19 protein-coding genes, 1 pseudogene and 1 riboswitch are annotated in these 21,905 nt (G+C 43.8%); of the genes and pseudogenes, 11 read left to right on the top strand and 9 right to left on the bottom strand.

The window, feature by feature from the left end; all coding sequences use genetic code 11:
- Positions 1–134: 134 nt before the first annotated feature.
- Entirely contained in the window at positions 135–1,160 is a 1,026-nt protein-coding gene (locus AR337_RS03690) for an NAD-dependent epimerase/dehydratase family protein (RefSeq protein ID WP_059170645.1), read from the top strand.
- Between the two features lie 53 nt (positions 1,161–1,213).
- On the opposite strand, the gene acnA is transcribed toward AR337_RS03690, so the two are convergent.
- Positions 1,214–3,940: an aconitate hydratase AcnA gene (gene acnA, locus AR337_RS03685; RefSeq protein WP_172797494.1), complete on the bottom strand. Its 2,727-nt coding sequence runs from the start codon at positions 3,938–3,940 to the stop codon at positions 1,214–1,216.
- 293 nt (positions 3,941–4,233) lie between these two features.
- On the opposite strand from acnA, the gene sspO reads away from it, so the two are divergent.
- Positions 4,234–4,383 carry a small acid-soluble spore protein O gene (gene sspO, locus AR337_RS03680; RefSeq protein WP_059170643.1) on the top strand — a complete coding sequence of 50 codons (150 nt, stop codon included), beginning with the start codon at positions 4,234–4,236 and terminating at the stop codon, positions 4,381–4,383.
- Positions 4,384–4,519: 136 nt separating this feature from the next.
- Here the strand turns inward: sspO and AR337_RS03675 are convergent, their stop codons facing one another.
- Positions 4,520–4,780, bottom strand: coding sequence for a hypothetical protein (locus AR337_RS03675; protein ID WP_059170642.1), 261 nt, complete (start codon positions 4,778–4,780; stop codon positions 4,520–4,522).
- A gap of 146 nt (positions 4,781–4,926) precedes the next feature.
- Between AR337_RS03675 and AR337_RS22565 the strand changes: the two genes are divergently transcribed.
- Positions 4,927–5,061: a small acid-soluble spore protein P gene (locus AR337_RS22565; protein ID WP_082686818.1), complete on the top strand. Its 135-nt coding sequence runs from the start codon at positions 4,927–4,929 to the stop codon at positions 5,059–5,061.
- Positions 5,062–5,135: 74 nt separating this feature from the next.
- On the opposite strand, the gene selA is transcribed toward AR337_RS22565, so the two are convergent.
- The gene (gene selA, locus AR337_RS03670) at positions 5,136–6,542 is read right to left on the bottom strand and encodes an L-seryl-tRNA(Sec) selenium transferase (protein WP_059170641.1); all 1,407 of its coding nucleotides are present in this window, start codon (positions 6,540–6,542) and stop codon (positions 5,136–5,138) included.
- 126 nt (positions 6,543–6,668) lie between these two features.
- A pseudogene (locus tag AR337_RS24005) lies at positions 6,669–6,854 on the bottom strand (Rdx family protein); the annotation flags it as partial.
- Positions 6,855–7,030: 176 nt separating this feature from the next.
- On the opposite strand from AR337_RS24005, the gene selD reads away from it, so the two are divergent.
- On the top strand, positions 7,031–8,092 hold the full coding sequence (gene selD, locus AR337_RS03665) for a selenide, water dikinase SelD (protein ID WP_253701498.1): 1,062 nt from the start codon (positions 7,031–7,033) through the stop codon (positions 8,090–8,092).
- A 41-nt stretch (positions 8,093–8,133) separates the two neighbouring features.
- Here the strand turns inward: selD and AR337_RS03660 are convergent, their stop codons facing one another.
- Entirely contained in the window at positions 8,134–9,081 is a 948-nt protein-coding gene (locus tag AR337_RS03660) for an L-threonine 3-dehydrogenase (protein WP_059170639.1), read from the bottom strand.
- A 54-nt stretch (positions 9,082–9,135) separates the two neighbouring features.
- Positions 9,136–10,329, bottom strand: a complete 1,194-nt coding sequence (locus AR337_RS03655) for a glycine C-acetyltransferase (protein WP_059170638.1) — start codon at positions 10,327–10,329, stop codon at positions 9,136–9,138.
- A 290-nt stretch (positions 10,330–10,619) separates the two neighbouring features.
- A riboswitch (purine riboswitch) is annotated at positions 10,620–10,721 on the top strand.
- A 115-nt stretch (positions 10,722–10,836) separates the two neighbouring features.
- Between AR337_RS03655 and AR337_RS03650 the strand changes: the two genes are divergently transcribed.
- The 6 genes from AR337_RS03650 (at position 10,837) to AR337_RS03625 (ending at position 17,795) form a co-directional block, all read left to right on the top strand.
- Positions 10,837–11,433 carry a xanthine phosphoribosyltransferase gene (locus AR337_RS03650; RefSeq protein ID WP_059170637.1) on the top strand — a complete coding sequence of 199 codons (597 nt, stop codon included), beginning with the start codon at positions 10,837–10,839 and terminating at the stop codon, positions 11,431–11,433.
- Positions 11,434–11,950: 517 nt separating this feature from the next.
- Positions 11,951–13,504 carry an ABC-F family ATP-binding cassette domain-containing protein gene (locus tag AR337_RS03645; protein ID WP_059170636.1) on the top strand — a complete coding sequence of 518 codons (1,554 nt, stop codon included), beginning with the start codon at positions 11,951–11,953 and terminating at the stop codon, positions 13,502–13,504.
- 478 nt (positions 13,505–13,982) lie between these two features.
- The gene (locus AR337_RS03640) at positions 13,983–14,873 is read left to right on the top strand and encodes a putative selenate ABC transporter substrate-binding protein (RefSeq protein WP_059170635.1); all 891 of its coding nucleotides are present in this window, start codon (positions 13,983–13,985) and stop codon (positions 14,871–14,873) included.
- A 14-nt stretch (positions 14,874–14,887) separates the two neighbouring features.
- The gene (locus AR337_RS03635; RefSeq protein WP_059170634.1) at positions 14,888–15,649 is read left to right on the top strand and encodes a phosphonate ABC transporter ATP-binding protein; all 762 of its coding nucleotides are present in this window, start codon (positions 14,888–14,890) and stop codon (positions 15,647–15,649) included.
- Positions 15,642–17,282, top strand: coding sequence for an ABC transporter permease (locus AR337_RS03630; protein ID WP_059170633.1), 1,641 nt, complete (start codon positions 15,642–15,644; stop codon positions 17,280–17,282). The genes AR337_RS03635 and AR337_RS03630 overlap by 8 nt, the downstream gene beginning before the upstream one ends.
- 309 nt (positions 17,283–17,591) lie before the next feature.
- On the top strand, positions 17,592–17,795 hold the full coding sequence (locus AR337_RS03625; RefSeq protein ID WP_156424298.1) for a hypothetical protein: 204 nt from the start codon (positions 17,592–17,594) through the stop codon (positions 17,793–17,795).
- 594 nt (positions 17,796–18,389) lie between these two features.
- On the opposite strand, the gene AR337_RS03620 is transcribed toward AR337_RS03625, so the two are convergent.
- The 3 genes from AR337_RS03620 to AR337_RS03610 form a co-directional block, all read right to left on the bottom strand.
- Positions 18,390–19,157 (bottom strand): GNAT family N-acetyltransferase, encoded by a 768-nt coding sequence (locus AR337_RS03620; RefSeq protein ID WP_059170631.1) that lies wholly within the window; start codon positions 19,155–19,157, stop codon positions 18,390–18,392.
- Positions 19,158–19,399: 242 nt separating this feature from the next.
- Entirely contained in the window at positions 19,400–19,948 is a 549-nt protein-coding gene (locus AR337_RS03615; protein ID WP_059170630.1) for a GNAT family N-acetyltransferase, read from the bottom strand.
- Positions 19,945–20,823, bottom strand: a complete 879-nt coding sequence (locus tag AR337_RS03610; RefSeq protein WP_059170629.1) for an arginase family protein — start codon at positions 20,821–20,823, stop codon at positions 19,945–19,947. Before AR337_RS03610 ends, AR337_RS03615 begins: the two co-directional genes overlap by 4 nt.
- A gap of 152 nt (positions 20,824–20,975) precedes the next feature.
- On the opposite strand from AR337_RS03610, the gene AR337_RS03605 reads away from it, so the two are divergent.
- Positions 20,976–21,776, top strand: coding sequence for an SGNH/GDSL hydrolase family protein (locus AR337_RS03605; RefSeq protein ID WP_059170628.1), 801 nt, complete (start codon positions 20,976–20,978; stop codon positions 21,774–21,776).
- Positions 21,777–21,905 lie beyond the last annotated feature (129 nt).

Below are 21,905 nucleotides of genomic sequence, written 5' to 3'. Positions count from 1 at the left end.
TGCCGATAATGTGACAAATGTTGCTCCTATTGCAATCGTACCATGTAAATTGACAATTTGCTGAAATTTTCAGGCAAATCGATATGCTGTTTGTTTCTTTCCTGTTAAAATCAAGAAAAAAAGGGGGTTCAAGAGTGAAAATTTTGGTTCTCGGTGGAAGCCGTTTTCTAGGCAAAGCGTTTGTTGAAGAGGCTTTAAAACGTAATCATCAAGTATCTGTTTTTAACAGAGGCAGCCAAAATGGCGCGCTTGAAAATGTAGAAGTTATCATTGGTGACAGGTTTGGAGAATTGGATCCCCTAAAGGGCAGGGTTTGGGATGCTGTTCTGGATACAAGTGGATATGTCCCTTCTACGGTAAGAAAGTCGACTGAGGTCCTTGGCGGTAATACCGCGCACTACACGTTCATTTCTAGTATCTCAGTCTACAAAGACTGGGGAATTCAAAATATGGATGAATCGGGACCATTACTTGAAATGGACCCAGAACGGGCAGATGAGCTTTCCAATGGAGTCAATGGCCCATTAATGGAATACTACGGCGAATTTAAAACACTTTGCGAGCATGAGGCCGAAAAAAACATGCCCGGCCGTGTCCTGAATGTTCGCGCTGGGCTCCTTGTTGGACCAGATGATTATTCCGACAGGTTTACTTATTGGGTGAACCGGGTGGCTCGCGGTGGAAAAGTACTCGCGCCTGGAAATCCAAAAAGGCGAATTCAGTTTATTGATTCAAGGGATCTTGCGAAATGGATTCTCTTCATGATCGAGCAGAATCAAAGCGGTACTTATAATGCAACAGGCCCCAAACAACCGTTGGAAATGGGAGCTTTTTTGCAGGCTATTAAAAAAGTTACAGGCAGTGATGCTGAATTCGATTGGGTTGATGAGTCCTTCCTATTGGAACGAAAGATAGCTCCCTGGACGGAAATGCCACTTTGGCTGCCGGAAGAACCAGCAGCCGGGGACAAACCGCTGAAAGGCGCTTTTTCTTTTAATATTGAGAGGGCTTTGAAAGCGGGTCTTTCTTTCAGCCCTCTTGAAAAAACCATTGAAGATACTTATCTGTGGGACCAATCAAGAAATGGGGAGAATTTGAAAGCTGGCCTCTCTTTTGAAAAAGAACAACAGCTAATCAATGAATGGAATAACAAACGATAGATTAAAAAACACCATGCGGCGAAATGGCCACATGGTGTTTTATTTTCCGGCTATTATGCTTTCAGCTTTTCACGGAGCACCATTGGAAGGATGCCTCCATGGCGGTAGTAATCAATCTCTACCTCGGAATCAAAGCGGACAAGCACTTCGAATTCGGTTGTATTGCCGCCTTCATCGACAGCTGTCACTTTGAGAAGGTCTCTTGGGCGGACGCTCTCATCAACATGGACAGTAATTGTTTCTTTTCCTGAAAGGCCGAGTGTTTCAGCATTTTCGCCTTCCTTGAATTGCAATGGAAGGACACCCATCATGACAAGGTTTGAACGGTGGATACGCTCGAAGCTTTCGGCAATGACAGTCTTGATGCCAAGCAGGTTGGTTCCTTTGGCAGCCCAGTCACGGGAAGAGCCCATTCCATAGTCCTTGCCGGCAATAACAACAAGGCCTGTGCCTTCTTCCTTGTATTTCATGCACGCATCATAAATCGTTGTAACTTCCCCTGTTGGCCAGAAAGTTGTGAAGCCGCCTTCTGTACCAGGTGCGATTTGGTTGCGGATGCGGATATTCGCAAAAGTACCTCGCATCATGACTTCATGGTTTCCTCGGCGCGAACCGTAAGAGTTAAAGTCACGTGGCTCAACGCCTTTTTCACGCAGGTATTTGCCCGCAGGAGTATCTTTTCCAATCGCGCCGGCTGGAGAAATATGATCCGTTGTAACGGAGTCGCCGAATTTCGCGATAACCTTCAGCCCATTAAGCGGCTCGACTAGGCCAGGTTCCGGAGAAAGGCCTTCAAAATAAGGCGGATTCTGGATATAGGTCGAGTCGGTATCCCATGTGTACAAAGGTTCGTTGCTAGTTTTGATTTCATTCCAGCGCTCATTGTCGCTGAAGACATTTTCGTATTCCCTCCTGAATAGTTCAGGAGTGACAGTCCGTTTGACAACCTCGTTTACTTCGGTTGTGGATGGCCAAATATCCTGGAAGAAAACATCGTTTCCATTCCTGTCTTTTCCGACCGGCTCAGTTAGGAGGTCAACGTTCACATTCCCCGCAAGGGCATAGGCAACAACCAATGGAGGAGATGCCAGATAATTCCCTTTAACAAGTGGATGAATACGACCTTCAAAGTTTCGGTTTCCGGAAAGGACAGAGGTTACTAGGAGATCGTTTTCCGCTACAGCTTTTTCGATTTCTTCACGCAATGGGCCGGAGTTACCGATACAGGTCGTACACCCGTAACCGACCAGGTTGAAACCAAGCTGTTCAAGGTACGGAAGCAAACCGGAATCGCGCAGATAGCCAGTAACGACCTTTGAGCCCGGCGCAAGCGATGTTTTAACGAATTTCGGTACTTCCATGCCAAGTTCAACGGCTTTCTTCGCAACAAGCCCCGCCCCAACTAGCACGTAAGGGTTCGAAGTATTTGTACAGCTCGTAATAGCGGCAATGGCCACGGCGCCAGTTTTCATAGCGGTTTGGTCACCGTTGTGGAAGGTTACCTGGACTTCTTTGCCAAGTTCTTTTTCCTTCAAGCCAAACCCCTGGTTACCCTGAGGCGCACTAACAGCCTTAACAAATTCTTCCTTCATTTTTGAAAGTGGAATCAAGTCCTGCGGGCGCTTAGGGCCGGACAGGTTCGCTTCGATAATGGAAAGATCGATTTCAACGATTTCTGTATAAACTGGATCAAAATCAGGATTAAAGAACAATCCATTTGCCTTGCAATATGCTTCAACAACCTGGACCTGTTCTTCTTTACGCCCAGTTAAACGAAGGTACTCTAGGGATTCATCGTCGATTGGGAAGAATCCGCAGGTCGCGCCATATTCTGGTGCCATGTTTGCAATTGTCGCCCGGTCTGCCAATGGAAGCTGTGAAACCCCGGGGCCGAAGAATTCGACAAATTTGCCAACAACGCCTTTGCTGCGTAATACCTGGGTAACTTTTAAGGCAAGGTCTGTTGCTGTCGCACCATCAGGAAGCGAGCCAACAAGCTTTACGCCGACAACCTCTGGTACTGGAAAATAAGATGGCTGTCCAAGCATGCCCGCTTCGGCTTCAATACCGCCAACCCCCCATCCTAGTACTCCAAGGCCGTTGATCATTGTAGTATGGGAGTCGGTTCCCACAAGGGTATCCGGAAATGCTTCAAGCTCCCCTTCCCCATTCTCAGCAACATGAACGACATCCGCAAGGAATTCCAGGTTTACCTGGTGGACGATTCCGGTTGCCGGCGGAACCGCGCGGTAGTTATTGAATGCTTTCTGGGCCCAGTTAAGGAACTGATAGCGTTCGGCGTTCCTTTCAAACTCGAGAACCATGTTTGCTTCAAGGGATCCTGGATTGCCGTACTGATCAACCTGGACGGAGTGGTCAATGACTAGGTCTACGGTTTTTTCCGGATTGATTGTATCCGGGTCGCCGCCGAGATCCGCAACTGCTTTCCTGAGTGACGCAAGGTCAACGACAACTGGTACTCCTGTGAAATCTTGGAGGATTACACGGGACGGTTTGAATGGAACATCCACTTCCCGTACTTCACTAGTCCCCCATTTTGAGAGGTTTTCAACATGCTCTTTTGTGATTACACGTCCATCATATTGCCTAAGGACGGACTCCAATAAAACTTTAATTGAATACGGCAGCCTAGAGACATTGCCTGCCCCAGCTTCTTCAAGTGCCGCAAGACGGTAATAATGATAACGTTTACCGTTTGCTTCAAATGAAGAACGGGCATTGAATACGTCATTTTTCGCCAAAGGTACTACCCCCTTCATTTCATCAACACAATAATATAGGAAAAAATTATAAATGTCGAAAGGTTTGAATTATTCTAATCCATCCAGACCTTCTCACACTATTATCGTAATACAGCCAAGTTAAAGAGTAAATTACCGGAAAGTTATAAAATATAATAAGTTTTACTTATCGTATATAAAAGTGAAAGCTATTTTATTGCTATAGCGGGGTTTATTCAAGGCTGCTTCCCTAATTTGCGGCAAAAACATTATTGCAAAAAAGGAAAACATCTTATTGAGTGTTAAGGAAATAATAAAATGGGGGTGAAAAAATGGCTAAACGGAGAGCAAACCATGTCCGACCAGGGATGAATGCGGCAAAAGCGCAAGGAATGGGCGCGGGCTATAATGAAGTGGCGGGCAACGAGCCTTTGACTGAAATGGAAAGGCAAAACAACAAGAAAAGGAAGAAAAATCAATAGAACGAAAAAAGTGCCAGGCACGGGTAATACCGTAGTGCCTGGCACTTTTTTATTACCCCAAATCCGGCATCGAGCATGCTTTTTTGTGTTATAGAACTTGGCCGTAAAACCACGCGGGCTTGCCCCGTGGAGAAAGTCAGTGAAAATTGTTTACTTCTTCAACCATTGACTTTAAATCCTCTTGGAACTTTTCCAATATTGCCCTCTGGGTTTCGGAAGCGACCTCAAGTGCATTTTCGATTTGCTGATAGGCTTCATTAACTTCATTTTTCAGGTGCTTAAGCTGATGGCCATAGCTTGCGCTGTCGCGAACAATTTCAGAGTAAAGCTCCCTAGCCTCTTCGACCCCCTGTTGGGCTGCCTGGAAAGCCTGCTGTTTATTTTTATGGTACGGCATCTTGTCCACTCCTTTAATGGGTTTAGCGTGTACCGTTAAAATATGCACTCTCATATGAATTATACAGATAAAGACTGGGCTTACTTCCAACCTTCAACAGGATAGTTTTTTCAGCTGAATCCATCCTAAGATAAGGAGGGATGAAAATGGCCAAAAAACCTAACAGGCAAAATTCGAAAAATGTCCAGAATGTGAGCCAGCCTGAGCCGATGAGTGGTTCGCATAAGGTGAAAAACCGCCAGCACTCCCGGCAAAAGCACAACTCCCACCACGATTTGTAATGCAAAAAGCCTCTGCATTCGGGATGCAGGGGCCTTAAATGAATGGATTTGAAAACTGTAAATAGAGGTAGAAATCACCACTGTAATAATGAATCAATTATTATCGTCTCTTCATGCGGGGTAACGGTACGTAAATCAAGGAGAACCTCTTCATTTTGAATACGGACGACAATCGGCTCCAAAGCCTCCGTCCTTAATTTAGTGCCAAGCTGTTCCGCGGTAAGCGATTTGTGGGAAAGTGCCACTGCATAGGACGGCAGGCTTACATCAGGCATCGTACCGCCGCCTACCTGGCTTGTTGCCCCCACTGCTTTTGCGGTGTATTGGTGTGTTTTAGCAATTAGAATCCGAATGAAAGCTTCAGACCGTTCTTTTAGTTCTTCTGCGCCGGCCAGCAGGTTAGCTATTGTCGGGATCGACATAATTCCCTTTTCACCCTTGGCATAATCGAGCAGCGTGGCTTCAAGTGCCCCCAAGGTCATTTTATCAACCCGGACTACCCTTGCCAGCTGATGTTTTTTCAATTGGTCGATCAGATGCTTCCTACCAGCGATAATCCCTGCCTGCGGACCGCCCAGCAGCTTATCTCCGCTAAACGAAACGATATCCGCACCCATTTCAATTACTTCTTTTACATGGGGTTCATCGCCAATCCCATGCTTCCTGAAATCATATAGAGCCCCGCTTCCCAGGTCCTCATAATAGATGATATCCTCATGAAGGGCGGCAAGTCCTGATAGCTCTAAGGTTTCGACTGTTTTTGTAAAACCGATCGTTTTAAAATTGCTTGTATGTACCTTCATAATCATCGCTGTATTATCAGATAAGGCTTTTTCATAATCATAAAGATGCGTTTTGTTTGTTGTGCCAATCTCAACCAGCTTCGCACCGCTCTCTTCCATAATGGAGGATATCCGGAAGGAACCGCCAATTTCTACGAGCTGGCCTCTCGAGACAATGACTTCCCTGTTTTGGGCAAGAGCCCGAAGGATTAAATAAACAGCCGCGGCATTGTTGTTGACAACCATTGCCGCCTCCGCTCCGGTAAGTTCCTTTAGCAGATTTTCAATATGGCTGTGCCTTGATCCCCTTTTGCCTTCGTCCAGTTTATATTCAAGATTCGAATAATTCCCGGCCGCTTCGGCAGCATGGCGGATTGCTTCTTCACTTAGTCTGGCCCTCCCTAAATTTGTATGCAGGATGGTGCCTGTTGCATTAATGACCTTTTTAATTGTATAGGAATAATCCCTTTTTACTTTTGCTTCAAGACGCACAAAAAAATCATCATTAAATGCGGTGGTCCCAGGATTTGGGCCGTTCCAGGAACCGGATAATATTGATTCCCTGATCTCATCAATGACAGACCGGACATGGTTAATGAGCTGGCTGGAGTCAAGTGCTGTTGCTTCCAAAAGGCTATAGAATCGGCTATCCTGCTGGATCTCATGGACAGGCGGAATGGATCGAAGCAAATGTTTCAATCGGAAAACCCCTTCAACAGTAAAATATTGATTCCATTATATCATTTTTAGCGGAACAGGGCTCCGGGATATCAACTATTCGATCAAAAGAAAAGCTCTCCCGGCACATAGCGAGAGAGCGATTCGTCAATTGGATTCCATTTTTCCTATTATTTCATCTGTCTTAGGGAAAAGTCCTGTTTCGTCCTTCGAATAAATTTTCTCACTGTTAACTGTTACCTCGAAAATCCCGCCAGATGCAGGTACGAGTTCCAGTTTACTTATATCCCTACGATAATGTGTGATAAGCTCCTCCGCGAGACTCGCGGCTTTTGGTGCGTAGTTTCACATCATGCAGAATTCGATTTTAACTTCAAAGCTTTTCATGACAAAAACCTCCAGGAAAGTCTAATTATTGATAAAGCCATTTTAGTATATCCACAAAAACATTCGCAAATCATCTGCTTGCGTGCGGAAATCCTGAGCAAAAGGTATACTATGGTATGGAGGTGGACAAATTGAGCGAACAGGAAAAAATCCGCCTGACCTCTTTATCGACTAAAGCAGGTTGAGGCTGCAAAATTGGTCCTGAGGACCTGGCGCAAGTTTTGCGCCTATTACCAAAGCAAGACCCTGTACCCGAACTTTTGGTTGGGCATGAAACATCAGATGATGCGGGTGTCTACCAGTTAACAGAATCAATCGCATTGATTCAGACTGTTGATTATTTTACCCCGGTAGTTGATGACCCTTACATGTTTGGGCAAATTGCGGCTGCAAATTCCCTGAGCGACGTATACGCCATGGGAGGCCACCCAAAAACGGTGCTGAATATTGTTGGGTACCCGATCAAGAAGCTTGGTGCGGAAATGCTTTCGGAAATTCTCCGCGGCGCCGGTGATAAAGTGAAAGAAGCAGGGGCTATTACCGTTGGCGGCCATTCTATAGATGATCAGGAACCAAAGTTTGGCCTTTCCGTCACCGGGATAGTCCATCCGGAGAAAGTATGGAGAAACGTCGGTGCTCTTCCTGGTGATGCGCTTGTTTTAACAAAACCAATCGGAGTAGGCATTATAACAACCGGGATTAAGCGCGGCGCTGTTTCGGCGGAACAGGAAGAAAAGGTTACAGCAACGATGGCAATGCTGAACAAAACAGCTGCCGAGGCACTTATGGACTATCACCCGCATGCGGTGACAGATGTGACCGGTTTTGGGTTGCTCGGCCATGGCAGTGAAATGGCCCGAGGAAGCCTCGTGAGCCTGGAGTTCGATTTTGGAAGCGTTCCTTATTTGGAAGGTTCAATTGAACTTGCAAGGGATGGCGTAGTACCCGGCGGGACCAAATCAAATCACTCATGGCTAAAGGAAGACATTGAATACAACGGCCTTTCACTCGAAGAGCAGCTGGTTGCCTGTGATGCGATTACTTCTGGGGGATTGCTCGTTTCCATGCCTACAGACGAGGCAAAGAGTTATGTTGCTGACCTCCATGGTTTAGGGCTCGTGGAAGCCTCCATTGTTGGCGCGGTAACTGAAAAAAAAGAAAAACTGATTTATATCTCCAAGTAAAAACGGCAAGCCTCAGGCTTGCCGTTTTTACTTTATAAATCCTATGATTTTTCGCTTAGTTTATCTAGCATGTCGGCTGTCATACGGGCTATGTCATACTCCGCCTTAAAGCCCCATTCCTCGGCTGCTGCTGAAGCATCAATTGAATTTGGCCAGCTATCGGCAATCCTTTGGCGGATCGGGTCTACAGCATAGGAAATTTCGAATTCAGGAATATGCTTTTTAATTTCAGTAGCCAGTTCCTCCGGATCAAAACTCATCGCGGTGACATTGAAAGAGTTCCTGTGAATAAGCTTTGCCGGGTCGGCTTCCATCAGGTTGACAATCGCATTGAGAGCATCGGGCATATACATCATATCCATATAGGTACCCTTGTCGATAAAGGAAGCATATTTCTTGTTTTTAACCGCTTCGTAGTAGATTTCAACAGCATAATCTGTCGTTCCGCCACCAGGAGGAGCCACATATGAAATAAGCCCTGGGAACCGTACGCCGCGAGTATCCACGCCAAACTTTTGATGATAATAATCCGATAATAGTTCTCCCGCAACTTTATTTACCCCATACATGGTCGTCGGGCGCATGATCGTATCTTGCGGAGTTGAATCCTTTGGTGTCGACGGGCCAAAAGCGCCAATGGAGCTGGGAGTGAAGAATTGGGCACCCACTTCCCTAGCTGTTTCTAGAGCATTCATCAGTCCGCCCATATTCAGGTTCCAGGCGAACACCGGTTTCGCTTCCGCGGTCGCGGACAATAAAGCTGCCAGGTGCATGATGGAATCAACATTGTACTTCTTGGCAATCTCAACCATCCGGTTCCCGTCTGTAACATCGAGGATTTCAAAAGGACCGCCTGTCGCGGCTTCATTTTCTTCATTCATTCTAATATCTGTTGCAACGACATTGTCATTGCCATATACTTCCCTTAGCTTTATAGTCAGCTCGGAGCCAATTTGGCCGAGCGCTCCGGTAATTAAAATACGTTTCATGGTTCTCCCCCCATTGTTACAGCGTGCATAAGCTGCATCGCATCCCCAAGAATCTTACTTGATGACGCCCATTTCTTTCCCTACTTTTTCATAGATGGAAATGGCTTTATCAAGCATTTCCTTTGTATGAGCAGCAGTAGGCATATTTCGGACCCGCCCTGTGCCGGCCGGTACGGTAGGGAATACGATTGACTTTGCATAGACGCCTTCCTCATTCAACTTTTTGCTGAATTCTTGAGTGAGTTTTTCTTCGCCAATGATGCAAGGAGTGATAGGCGTTTCGCTATTTCCAATATTAAAGCCCAAATTCTTCAGGCCTTTTTTCAGATAATTGCCATTCTCCCAAAGCCGCTCATTCAGGTCAGTGCTTTCACTTAAAATCTCAATTGATTTAATGGATGCTGCAACATCCGCTGGAGTCAGGGATGTGGAGAAAAGGAATGGACGGCTCCTCACCTTCAGCCAGTCAATCAGGTTCTGTTTTCCAGCAACATAGCCGCCGACTACCCCAATTGCCTTGGAAAGTGTGCCAATTTGGAAATCAATTTTGTCCTGCAGGCCGAAATGCTTTACGGTTCCTGCGCCTTTTCCAAGAACTCCGGAACCATGGGCATCATCGACGTATGTCATCAAGTCGTACTCTTCCGCAATTTCGACAATTTCAGGCAGCAGCGCAATATCGCCATCCATTGAGAAAACGCCATCCGTGATAACCATCAATTTTTTGTACAGGCCAGATTCTCTCGCTTCCTTCGCTTTCGTGCGCAAATCCTCCATATCGGAATGGTTATAACGGATAATTTTCGCGCGGGATAGGCGGCAACCATCAATGATTGATGCATGGTTCAGCTCATCAGAAAGGATTGCATCGTTTTTATCCATGACGGCTGAAATCGCTGCCATATTACAGTTGAATCCAGACTGGTAGGCAATCGCTGCCTCTGTCCCCTTGAATTCGGCTAATTTTTCCTCCAGTTTCACATGCAATTCCAACGTTCCATTTATTGTCCTAACCGCCCCGGCCCCTACCCCAAATCTTTCAATGGCGTTCATGGCGGCCTCACGAAGGCGATTATCGGTTGCCAGTCCTAAATAGTTGTTTGAAGAAAGGTTGATAAGCTCCCTTCCATGGATTTTAATGACAGGGCCGTTTGGACTTTCAAGCGGGTCAATGACATTGTATAACCCTTTTTCCCTTAACTCTTCCAGGTTTGCATTCAGAAATTGCTCCAGTGTTTTGCTGGACATCGAAATCTCCCCTTTTACAGTATTTGACGTTAATTTTGTAGCGCTTATGTAGACAAGTGTATTCCTGAGAAGGACACTCGTAAACCTTTATTTAACAGGGATTTCAAGCAATTATTCCCCTGTTAACTATAGCATATTTCACCTTGTGTTCATACTGCAAGGACATTCATAAACAGATTTTATCATTTTTTATCTATACTTGTATACGCTTACATTGATAATCTTCGTTTTCCTTGTAAAAAATTCTGGGGATAAACTCTTGAAATTCATTCCCCTCCTGTTATAATAAGCCTTACTTTTGTGTAAACACTCGTATAATCGCAAGGATATGGCTTGCAAGTTTCTACCGGACCGCCTTAAATGGTCTGACTATGGGTGCAATGGACGGATGGCTTAATTGTACCCATCCTTCTTTACCTTTTGGTTTTAGGCCCGGAGGCTATTGCTCCCATTTTAGTGGAGTGTGGCTTTTGGGCTTATTTATTTTTACCTATAGGGGGGTATATTATGGAAAGCTTGAAAAAGAAAATAAATGAGGAAGGCCGTGTGCTGTCTGACCAAGTTTTAAAGGTCGATGCATTTCTTAATCATCAGATTGATCCGTTTTTAATGCATGAAATAGGCAAGGAGTTTGCCCGCCGTTTTTCTTCCGAAAAGGTTACGAAAATATTAACTCTTGAATCTTCTGGTATCGCCCCATCTGTCATGGCTGGGCTGGAGATGAGTGTTCCGGTTATTTTCGCCAGAAAAAGAAAATCGCTTACTATGACGGAAGGACTTCTGACAGCGAGTGTTTATTCATTCACAAAACAGGAAACTTCTGAAGTATCCATCTCCTCAAAATATATTTGTGCCGGTGATCGGGTATTAATCATTGATGATTTTTTAGCAAACGGCCAGGCTGCCTTAGCTCTTGTTAAATTGGCCCAAGATGCAGGTGCCAAGGTTGCTGGAATTGGGATTGTCATTGAAAAGTCTTTCCAGGATGGCAGGAAACTTCTTGATGAAAGAGGCTTTCGAATTGAATCTCTTGCAAGAATTGTTTCCCTTCAGGATGGGAGGGTAACGTTTCTGAATGAACCTGTAGAGGCTAAAGCCAAATAACAGAAAATCCAAAAGGATAGTAATGAACAAAGGTGGATGCTAAAATGGCATCCACCTTTTTATGTGCCTTCTGTTGAAAACATATGTTCACTGTTGTGAATTTATGTTCATCATAAAGTGAGTGTAATTTCAAGAATGCTGAAATTTAGTTCTTTCGTTCAAGAAACTTTGTTCATTGGTTTTTTTTATTCGTTTATGGACAATCCAGATAGCTTTTTTCCCACGGAGCTAAGCCTTATCCGCAAACTCGGCTGATGCCCTTTTGGTCTTCTGCCACAGATAGAGCCGCACATTCCTCCGAATTTTCCTTTGTTAATTAAACTAGTTAATCTCATACAATTACCTCTCTTCCATTACTTAAGGTTTGTTTTGGAAGATGGTATTTTCCTTTTTTTAAAAGATAAAAGTGTTGTGCTGGCAGCTTTTTGCTTTCAATAAATATAGCCGTAACCCGAAAAATCTTGTATGATAGGAAAATGGGTTTATTTTTAAGATAAAGTGAGGAATTTGAACAAAAATGGCACTTTTAACAGTAGAAAATTTAAGTCATACTTTCGGGGACCGAATCCTTTTCAAGGATGTGTCTTTCCGCCTTTTGGCAGAAGACCATGTCGGCCTGGTAGGCGCTAACGGAGTCGGCAAATCGACATTAATGAATATAATTACAAACCAGCTGATCCATGACAGTGGAAAGGTTGAATGGACGCCTGGTGTTCAATATGGGTATCTTGACCAGCATACCATCCTGACACCTGGACGTACGATGCGGGATGTTTTGCGCGACGCCTTCCTCCCTCTTTTTGAAAAAGAAAGGGAATTGAATGAAGTAACTGCAAAAATGGCCGACGCGACGCCAGAGGAGCTGGAAGCCCTTCTAGAGCGGATGGGTGAAATCCAGGATGCGCTTGATGCCGGCGGTTTCTATACGCTGGATATTAAAATAGAAGAAGCAGCCCGCGGGCTTGGCCTTGATGCCATCGGCCTTGACAGGGACGTAGCTGCGCTAAGCGGCGGACAACGCACAAAAGTGCTCTTAGCGAAGCTATTGCTTGAGCAGCCAAAGGTCCTCCTCCTCGATGAGCCGACAAACTATCTTGATGTTGAGCACATCCGCTGGCTGTCCGGATATTTAAAGGAATACCCTTATGCATTCCTGCTCATTTCCCATGATACGGAGTTTATGAACTCGGTTTCAAATACAATTTTCCATCTGGAATTTTCAAAGCTGTCCCGTTATACAGCTACTTATGAGAAATTCCTTGAGCTTGCGGAAATCAATAAAAACCAGCATATCAATGCGTATGAAAAGCAAAAGGAATTTATTAAAAAGCAGGAAGATTTCATTGCGAAAAATAAGGCGCGCTACTCGACGACCGGACGAGCTAAAAGCCGCCAGAAGCAGCTTGACCGCCTTGAGCGGATCGACCGCCCTGAGTCGGCGATAAAGCCGACCTTTGAATTCAAGGAATCGCGGAGCAGTAGCCGCTTTGTTTTCGAAGCGAAGGACCTTGAAATCGGCTACTCCCACCCTCTTTTGCCTAAAATGGATATGGTGATTGAAAAGGGAGAAAAAATTGCGATTATAGGTTGCAACGGCGTCGGTAAATCGACACTCTTAAAGACGATGCTCGGAAAAATCCAGCCGCTTGGAGGCAAAGTCGAACATGGGGATTTCCTCTTCCCTTCTTACTTTGAGCAGGAAGTGAAGGCAATGGATATCACTCCTATCGATGATGTGTGGAACGAATTCCCAAGCCTCGACCAGCATCAGGTCCGGGCCGCACTTGCTCGCTGCGGTTTGAAAAATGAACATATTTCCCGCCCGTTAAGCCAACTGAGCGGCGGAGAGCAAGCAAAGGTCCGCTTGTGTAAATTGATGATGTACGAAAGCAACTGGATCCTCTTCGATGAGCCGACGAACCACCTTGATGTAACGGCAAAAGAAGAGCTTCAGCGCGCACTGAAAAATTACAAAGGAACCATCGTCCTTGTTTGCCACGAGCCAGATTTCTATGAAGGCTGGATAACGCGTGTCTGGAATGTTGAGGAATGGTCAACCCAGGTTAAATAATTTTAAAAGATCGTGCCCCGGTTTTATTTGAACCGGGGCACTGTTTACTTTATTGGGCATTCTAATGGAAGTTGATTCTTCTTATCGATGAAGACAGTTTTGAAAGCAAAACCTGCTTGAAACTGTCTTCATACCCTCGATGAGGACAGTATTGAAGGTAAAACCTGCTTGAAAGTGTCTTCATACCGTTGATGAGGACAGTTTTGAAGGAAAAACCTGCTAGAAAGTGTCTTCATCCGTTCAATGAAGACAGTTTTGAAGGCAATTTCTGCTTGAGACTGTCTTCATTCCTTCAATGAAGACAGTTTCAGATGCAAAACTTGTATGAAAGTGTCTTCATCGGTTTTTTCGATAGGTGAGGAAGTGTTCTATCTATAATTTGTATCGTGGCTATATTGTTAAATCCATTGTTATTTCCCCCTTTTCCTATAAAATTAACAACAGTTAAACTACTAGGAGAACACTGGAGGAAACTTTTATGAAAAAATGGTTGGTGCTATTCATTTCTGCCTTGCTAATTCTCGCATTGGCGGCGTGCGGAAATAAAGATGGAACGTCAAAATCAGACGATAACAAGGAATCAAAAAAAAGCGATGAAGTTTTTAAAATTGGTGCGATACCTGACCAAAGCGCTACTGAAATGAAAACCAGCATGGATGCTGTTGCAAAACATCTTTCTGAAGAAACTGGTCTGAAAGTCGAATTTGTCCCTTCTGTCGATTATGCGGCGCTTGTGACTGCATTTCAGCGCGGTGAAATCAAGCTGGCCTTTTTTGGAGGTTTGACAGGAGTACAGGCAAGGAACCTTGTGCCTGAAGCCGAAGCAATTGCACAAAGGCCGCGGGATGCTGAGTTCCATTCTGTATTCATCACGCAAACCGATTCCGGTATCAACTCACTTGCAGACATTAAGGGAAAATCGTTCACGTTTGGGAGTGAAAGCTCGACTTCCGGGCATTTAATGCCTCGCTACTTTTTAATAAAAGAGGGTATTGATCCTGTAAAGGATTTTGATGGGCAACCGAATTTTTCGGGTTCCCATGATACAACCTATAAACTCGTTGAATCCGGCGCTTTCAAAGCTGGAGCGCTGAACGAAGCGGTATGGGAAACAGCCGTAAAAGAGAAAAAGGTTGATACGAATAAAGTTCGCGTATTTTATACAACACCAACTTATTTTGACTATCATTGGACCATTAACAAAGTGGACAAGGATACGAAGGATAAGGTAAAAGCGGCCCTTCTGTCCATGACGCCCGAGCAACTGTCAGGGCTGAACATGTTTGCGACTGATAAATTTATCGAGACGAAAAACGAGAATTACGAAGCGATTGAGGAAGTCGCGAAAGAATTGAAGATTATTAAGTAACAGGTGTGAGATAAATGGTGCGAACCAAGGTTTTAGAGGCAAAAAATATAACGAAATTTTTTGGGGAGAAATCAGCACTTTCTTCCCTTTCTTTTATTGTGTCAAAAGGAGAGAAAGTAGCACTAATAGGCCCAAGCGGCGCGGGCAAAACTACCCTTCTTAACACAATTGCCGGTATTATCGAGCCTGATGGCGGCGAATGGATTATTTCTGGGAAACCAAGGGCTGAGTATAAAAGCGGGAAATCCTTTGCCAAGAAGGTAGGCGTCATCCGCCAACAGTTCGATCTCGTTGGACAATTGCCGGTTATCCATAATGTTCTTGCTGGCAGACTGTCCGATTGGGGTTTGGTAAAATCTCTCCTGTCCCTCCTTTTCCCCCGCGATAAAGCCTTGGCATTGGACGCTTTAAGCCGAGTCGGTTTGGAGGATAAACTGTATGAAGAAACATCAAGCCTTTCAGGCGGTGAGCAGCAAAGGGTGGCGCTGGCTCGGCTTCTGGTCCAGAAGCCCGAAATCGTCCTAGCGGATGAACCAGTAGCCTCTCTTGACCCTGCCCGCGCGGAGGATGTATTGGCAATCCTTTCTTCAATCGTTACCGAAGAAAACCAGACACTGCTTGCTAGCCTGCACTCGGTTGAGTATGCGCGGAAGTATTTTACCCGTATTATCGCTATAAAGGATGGCCTCGTTTTTTTCGACCTCCCGACTGATCAAGTAACGGATTCCCTCTTACGTGATTTATATAAGCTAAAGGGGCTGCCTGAAAATGAGTAAGGGAATTAAAAGCCCGTTTGCCAGGCATAAACGCCTTACACTGACAGCCATTTTATTCATAGTGTTTGCCTGGAGCCTTTTTTCAGTTAAGTGGAGCCCTGAACTAATCCATGCAGGCGGCGGGGTTATGATCATCGAGATTCTGAAAGGGCTCGTTTCCCCCTCCCTTTCGCCGGATATACTTGCGATTGGACTTAAAGCATCATGGCTGACTCTCGCCTATGCTACCGCAGGCATGGCTCTCGCTTTCATATATGCTTTTGTCGCAGGAATACTTGCTTCCGGGGTTTTGTTGAATGGAAGAGGATCAAAATTCTTTTCAAAGCTGTTTTTTAGGGGAATCCTTGGGTTTACCCGTTCGATACATGAGCTAGTTTGGGCATGGCTTTTTGTTGCCGCAATAGGGCTGTCCCCTTTTGCAGCTATTTTTGCCCTCGCCATTCCATATGGCGGCATCCTGGGCAGGATATTTGCGGATATGCTCAATGATGTCCCTGAACAGCCGATTGTTGCTCTAAAAACCACCGGGGCTTCAAGGCTGCAGGTTTTGTTTTATGGGTATCTCCCCCTTGTTCGGGCGGATTTTGTCAGCTATACGATGTATAGGTATGAATGTGCAATCCGCTCCTCGGCCATCATGAGCTTTGTCGGGCTAGGCGGACTCGGTTACCAGATACAATTATCCCTAGCGGACCTTAAATACAATGAAGTATGGACATATGTGTTCTTTTTAATCGTGCTGGTCATTTTTGTTGATGGCTGGAGCAGCCTTGTACGCGGGGCTTTGCTTGAAAAAGGAAAAAAACGAATTTTGGTAAGCGGCAGGTCCTCTGCCCTGTTTGCCCTCCTGCTCATTTTCATTTCCTGGGGCTATATATATGCCTGGGAAGGAGCAAGCTTGTCCTCCCTTTTAACTAATGAGAATGCAGAGTATGCGGTGAAATTTTTCGGAGGGATGCTCGGTGTTGGCGAAGAAGCACCTGCATTTGCACAGGCTTCAAGCTGGGACAATGCACTCAAGCTCACACTCGAAACGCTGGAAATGAGCATTATGGCAATCGGCTTCGCTACAATCGCAGCTTTTCTAACGGTGATTCCCGCTGCAAGGAATATAGCTGATGGAAGCCTTACAGCATCAAAGAACTGGTATAATTGGATTCTATTTGGACTTGTCCGCCTCTCGTATATTTTTTCGAGGGCTGTACCGGAGCTTGTCTGGGCCATGTTAATTGTGTTTATATTAAAACCGGGCCTCCTGCCAGGCGCAATCGCACTCGCATTGCACAATTTTGGCATCCTCGGGAAGCTTTGGGCTGAGGTAATAGAAGATATGGACGCCAGGCCAGTCAGGAATCTTGCTAGTGCCGGCGCTACGAAATGGCAATGCCTGTTTTACGGGGTTCTCCCTTCCGTTATGCCCAAGTTCCTGACCTATATCCTGTACCGTTGGGAAGTTATTATGAGAACAACGATTGTTGTAGGCTTTGTTGGTGCAGGTGGGCTTGGACAGCAATTCAAACTGAGCATGAGCTTTTTCCATTACTCAGATCTTACACTACTGCTTTTATGCTACATGCTTCTGGTCGTTCTTGCCGACCTTGTTTCGGAAACAGCTAGAAAATCAGTAAAATAATAAAAAGCCGTTGATTTGATATTGACGGGTTCGGTTCAGAGGTACAAAAACACTAAAAACAATATAGTTGGAGACACAATTCGTAACTGAATTGGTGTCTCTTTTTTTTGATATATCAGGGTTTTATCCATTTTACACTCGAATTAACATTTGAATTCGCATATGAATTGGAATGACCGTATAAATTTATGCGTTATTGCTAATTAACACATATTGTTAATTGACTTTAAACATCATAGGGCAAAGGGAAAATTTTAACTATATGTTAAAATAGGAATATAGATTATGAAGCGAAATGGGGATTTTATAATGGAAAGAAATTGCCATCAATGCCAAACTGAAATGATAAAAGATTGTAAAGTAAATGTTGAATATGACTTATCTGGAATTACGATTAGTCAAAAGCTTAAAGGATTTTTCAATAGTGTTTCTGCAAAGACCAAAGCAGCTGTATGTCCAAATTGTGGTAATGTAGCTTTCTATATTGATGAGTACAAAAAATTTAATAAATAATGACATAACAGGAAACGGAAGCTTTAACAGAAAGAATGTAACAATAAAAACGGTCTGAGGGCTATAACTCTGAGCGTTTTTATTTGTTATTTGGTGTATAATTCCCCTGTGAATTAGGGATTTATTTGTTATGATTTTTCAGTTTTTCTCCATATTATCGGAACTACTGTAACCGCTGAGTAGAAATGAACACTTTCTTACCACAAAATGCTGAATAAGACTGAACACTATTTTCCAGTAGAGACGTGCACTTTATTTGGAGAGGCGGGCATGATAGCCTACTTCGGCTGAGCCAGATTCATGAATGTAGCTGGCATTGTGGCTCATAATCCTCCCCGCAGAGGCTCCATGTAAAGTGACAAGGTGCATGTTCTAATTTCCAGCAAAGTGTTCACTTTAAATTAGCAAAAAGTGTTCAAAGTTATCTGACGGTTACAACTACTTACTATAAAAGGAATGGTTTATTAATTACTGAATAAAAATCTTCAAAAAAAAGCAGCTGAATTGCGAAATAACGGGTTCGGTTTTGAAGTACAAACAGTGATATTCACGTATTAATTCCCAAAAGAAATAGTAGGTGTTTTGGTAAGTAAATTAGCATCCTAAAGTTGAATAAGAGTGCTTGATTTTCGTTTTTATCTTTTTATAATATCCTCTTGCTGGATAACACCTATCATAATCAAAGTTTTTTAGAGACTCCAAATTATAGACTTCATATACACCATCTATTAGTACATAATCACAATCATCACCGTTCTCATATTTCGCTTTCACCCTACCATTTATGTATTCCATCGAGGAAACGGGGCGACGTAGGCCATTTTCAACGCCAAATACGTCATAGTATTCTAATCGTTTTTCAAACCCAAGTTTTTGATAAAAATTGTTCGCTTGTACATCGTCCCGTGTATATAACTCTATAAAGGAAATATTGGTTTTACTAAGTCGTTCTAAAGCAGTGTTAAATAGTCTCTGTCCAATTTTTTTAGATTGATAATCTGGATGAACAGCAATTACTTGTAAAAATGCACCTAAGTCGTTTCCTAATATTGTTGTTTTTTGCTGTGTACTATCTAACACCATATCTAATATGCCAATTACCTCATTATTTTCAATCGCTAATAGTTCAATCGATGGCCGATCCCCAAAAGTGGGCTTTTGTGTTACCACATCTTCATACATTGATGTATGTAAGTAAGCTAACACTCTGCAACGCAACCAACCCTCTTCATATTCTTTCTGATAATCAATGATTTCCATAACAATTTCCCCTTTTTCTAAAATTCCTTGTTGAAACTGCACCTTATGTTGAATAAGCTCTATTATCACTTTAACATAAATATCCAAAAACCTGCTTATCATTTTCAGCACACCAATTCGCATAGCAATTAGCAAACGAATTCACACTCGTTAACATAACTTTTGGCAGCTTGATAAAACGGGTGCGAATTCGAGTGCTAAAACACCATTAAATGCACAGAAAACCATGAACTATCAACAAAAAAATACAGTCCAATTCAGTTGCGAATTGGACTGCTAATTTATGTGCGAATTTAGTTTTTGTACTTGAAAACCGAACCCGTTTTTTGATATCAATGGCTTTTTTATTTCATTTTATCTAGTTCCAATTCTTCCTTCAGCATTCCCATTTTGATGGAGTCATAGTATGTACCGTTATAAAGCCTGCATTTCCTTACACACGCCTCCATCTTCATTCCGAGCTTTTCGCCAACCCTGACCATCCTTTCGTTCCCGGACCAGGTTGTAAAGCCGATTCTGTGGATGGGATAGTGGGTAAATAGATGTTCAATCCACAGCTTAAATGCTTCAGTTCCATATCCGCCGTTCCAGAACGCAGGATCATAAATGACGATGCCCGCTTCAAGCCAGTTTGATGGCTTATGCTCCCAGTAACAGGAGACGCAGCCGATTAGCTTTTCCTCCGCCCAAATGGCCCATCTTGTATCTAACCCTTCCTGAAGCAGGATTTTCATACTGATAATGTATTCGTCTTTATCCCTTTTTTTCAACGGATAGTATGGGGCATCCCATTTCTTCCATTCAGGATCCTCTTCCCCGTAAATGCAATCCCATAAAATAGGCAGGTCGTATTCTGAAAGTGGTTTTATTGTAACTTTTCCCCCGCTTATCATGGCTGTTCCCCATTTACAGATAGTTGCGCCTTAACCTTTAATCCCGCAACAATTAAATTAGTAATTGTTTCTGTGCTTATGGATGCCCCTTCCTTATTAGCAGCGAATTCTGTTATCTCTATCCCTTTCACCCGCTGATCCTTCAATATGAAAGAGAACAACTCGAACGCCATAGGCAAATCCAATCCTATTTGGCTTGGCGAATAGGCTGCAGGCATAATGCGCTCATGGAGGACATCGACATCAAAATGTACAAGGATGCTTGCATCTATAGGAATATCTTCTAATAAAAGAGCTAGTTTTTCATTAACCGATCCAGTTTGCAGGTCTTCATAGGGCGTTATTTCGATTCCAAGGGGTTCTCCCGCTGAATGGGTGCCTATCGCTTTGATCCGGCCTGGCGCAATTGGATCCTCTGTCCACCATATTTTTTTGTCCTGTGTGAGAAACCAAAGACCCATACCTGCCGCGCCAATGCAGCTGTTTCCATCCGGCGCGACTGTATCAAGATGTCCATCGATGACGACCAGGTATGTATTATCACCAAATATTTTCCGGAATGCTGTGAAGGTTCCAACTACAAGGCTGCAATCCCCGCCTAGGATAAGTGAAAAAGCATCTTTGTTAAAAAGGCTTTCCGTTTCCTCGACAATTTCTTCCCATACAAGCCTGGGGGCGGGCCAGTTGCGGACAGGTGCAATATTATGCCTAGGCAATTCCTTATCTTTTAACAAATCTCCTCTATCTTCAACCAAATATCCCTGTTCGCGCAGTGTTCTCACTACACTTCCCTGGCGAATTGCCACTGGTGCAAGCTCTGTTCCTTTTATTAAAGCCCCAGCAGAACTCGGAATGCCGGAAACAATTATTTTCACAGTTATCCCCCCTTTTATCATCATAAAAGATAATAGATGAAAGTTCCAAATTCAAACAAATTTTTTGCATTTAATGACGGATGAAAATTCTGTTATTTTCAGAATAGTCGGAATAAAATTAGGGTTGAATTCTATTATAAAGGAGGAAAACGATGAAGCAGGCAAAATTCAAGAGTATGTTGGTATTCATTCTCCTAATTGGCGCTCTTTTTGCGCCAGCTGTTTCGGCTAAAAATGTAGGCGGGAAGAAGTTAAAAATCGTTTCATTAGGTGATTCAATCACGTTTGGATTGAACCTTGACACTGACAGATCTAAACCATCCGATTATGCTTTCCCTAATCTGATCGGTGAACGGGACCATAAGGTGACAAACCTTAGCCAGTCAGGCTGGACGTCCTCCCAGTTGCTTGCTGAAATGGAAAGGGATCCTGCTTTTGGAGACGCAATTCGAAAAGCCGATGTTATTACGCTTAATATTGGTAGCAACGATCTTCTTCAGGCTACAGGTATTGCAGCGCTTGCCAGGTCCGGCCAGCCGATATTTATCACCTCTGAATTAATCCAAAAGATTGAAATTGAAACTGCCAAGCTTGCGATTAACATGAACAGCATTTTGGCAAATATCAGGGCAAAGACAGATGCGCCGGTAATTTTGTATACACTTTATAATCCGTTTGGGTATACTGGTATTCCTTTGTTTGATTCATTCTATGTTGCAGGTAATACTCTTTTGGGGCCAGTAAACCAAAAGGTTATTCTTCCGCAAGCAAAAGCCGACTCTTCTATTTTAATAGCCGATTCCTTTGAAGCATTTAATGGAAAACAGGCAGAGTACATACTGCCAGGGGATATTCACCCAACGATAAAGGGGCAGGAAGTACTGGCCAAATTGGCGGAAGAACAAATTGTCAAAATGGATGACAAAAGAATAAAGTTAAAGGAATCAAAATAACCCGAAAAGCCAATAACAAGAGGCTGTCTGCAATCGTAAAGCAGATAGCCTTTTTTAGTGCTAGCGATTGCTATTAAACTGCTATCAATTACTTGCAGATTCCTGTATCCAGTTGAAAAGACATTTTAT

This window comes from Bacillus sp. FJAT-27445 (genome assembly GCF_001510665.1).
Classification (GTDB): domain Bacteria; phylum Bacillota; class Bacilli; order Bacillales; family Cytobacillaceae; genus Bacillus_D.
This window is presented reverse-complemented; position numbering and strand designations above follow the sequence as displayed.

What these genes read in the sequence shown, in the direction of transcription:
- AR337_RS22565 (WP_082686818.1), top strand. Translation starts at nt 4,927, where the DNA reads ATGGCCAAAAAACCTAACAGGCAAAATTCGAAAAATGTCCAGAATGTG.
- AR337_RS03645 (WP_059170636.1), top strand. Translation starts at nt 11,951, where the DNA reads ATGGCACTTTTAACAGTAGAAAATTTAAGTCATACTTTCGGGGACCGA.
- AR337_RS03640 (WP_059170635.1), top strand. Translation starts at nt 13,983, where the DNA reads ATGAAAAAATGGTTGGTGCTATTCATTTCTGCCTTGCTAATTCTCGCA.
- AR337_RS03605 (WP_059170628.1), top strand. Translation starts at nt 20,976, where the DNA reads ATGAAGCAGGCAAAATTCAAGAGTATGTTGGTATTCATTCTCCTAATT.
- AR337_RS03650 (WP_059170637.1), top strand. Translation starts at nt 10,837, where the DNA reads ATGGAAAGCTTGAAAAAGAAAATAAATGAGGAAGGCCGTGTGCTGTCT.
- sspO (WP_059170643.1), top strand. Translation starts at nt 4,234, where the DNA reads ATGGCTAAACGGAGAGCAAACCATGTCCGACCAGGGATGAATGCGGCA.
- AR337_RS03660 (WP_059170639.1), bottom strand. Translation starts at nt 9,081, where the DNA reads ATGAAACGTATTTTAATTACCGGAGCGCTCGGCCAAATTGGCTCCGAG.
- AR337_RS03630 (WP_059170633.1), top strand. Translation starts at nt 15,642, where the DNA reads ATGAGTAAGGGAATTAAAAGCCCGTTTGCCAGGCATAAACGCCTTACA.
- AR337_RS03620 (WP_059170631.1), bottom strand. Translation starts at nt 19,157, where the DNA reads ATGATAAGCAGGTTTTTGGATATTTATGTTAAAGTGATAATAGAGCTT.
- AR337_RS03625 (WP_156424298.1), top strand. Translation starts at nt 17,592, where the DNA reads ATGGAAAGAAATTGCCATCAATGCCAAACTGAAATGATAAAAGATTGT.
- AR337_RS03635 (WP_059170634.1), top strand. Translation starts at nt 14,888, where the DNA reads ATGGTGCGAACCAAGGTTTTAGAGGCAAAAAATATAACGAAATTTTTT.
- acnA (WP_172797494.1), bottom strand. Translation starts at nt 3,940, where the DNA reads ATGAAGGGGGTAGTACCTTTGGCGAAAAATGACGTATTCAATGCCCGT.
- AR337_RS03675 (WP_059170642.1), bottom strand. Translation starts at nt 4,780, where the DNA reads ATGCCGTACCATAAAAATAAACAGCAGGCTTTCCAGGCAGCCCAACAG.
- AR337_RS03615 (WP_059170630.1), bottom strand. Translation starts at nt 19,948, where the DNA reads ATGATAAGCGGGGGAAAAGTTACAATAAAACCACTTTCAGAATACGAC.
- AR337_RS03655 (WP_059170638.1), bottom strand. Translation starts at nt 10,329, where the DNA reads ATGTCCAGCAAAACACTGGAGCAATTTCTGAATGCAAACCTGGAAGAG.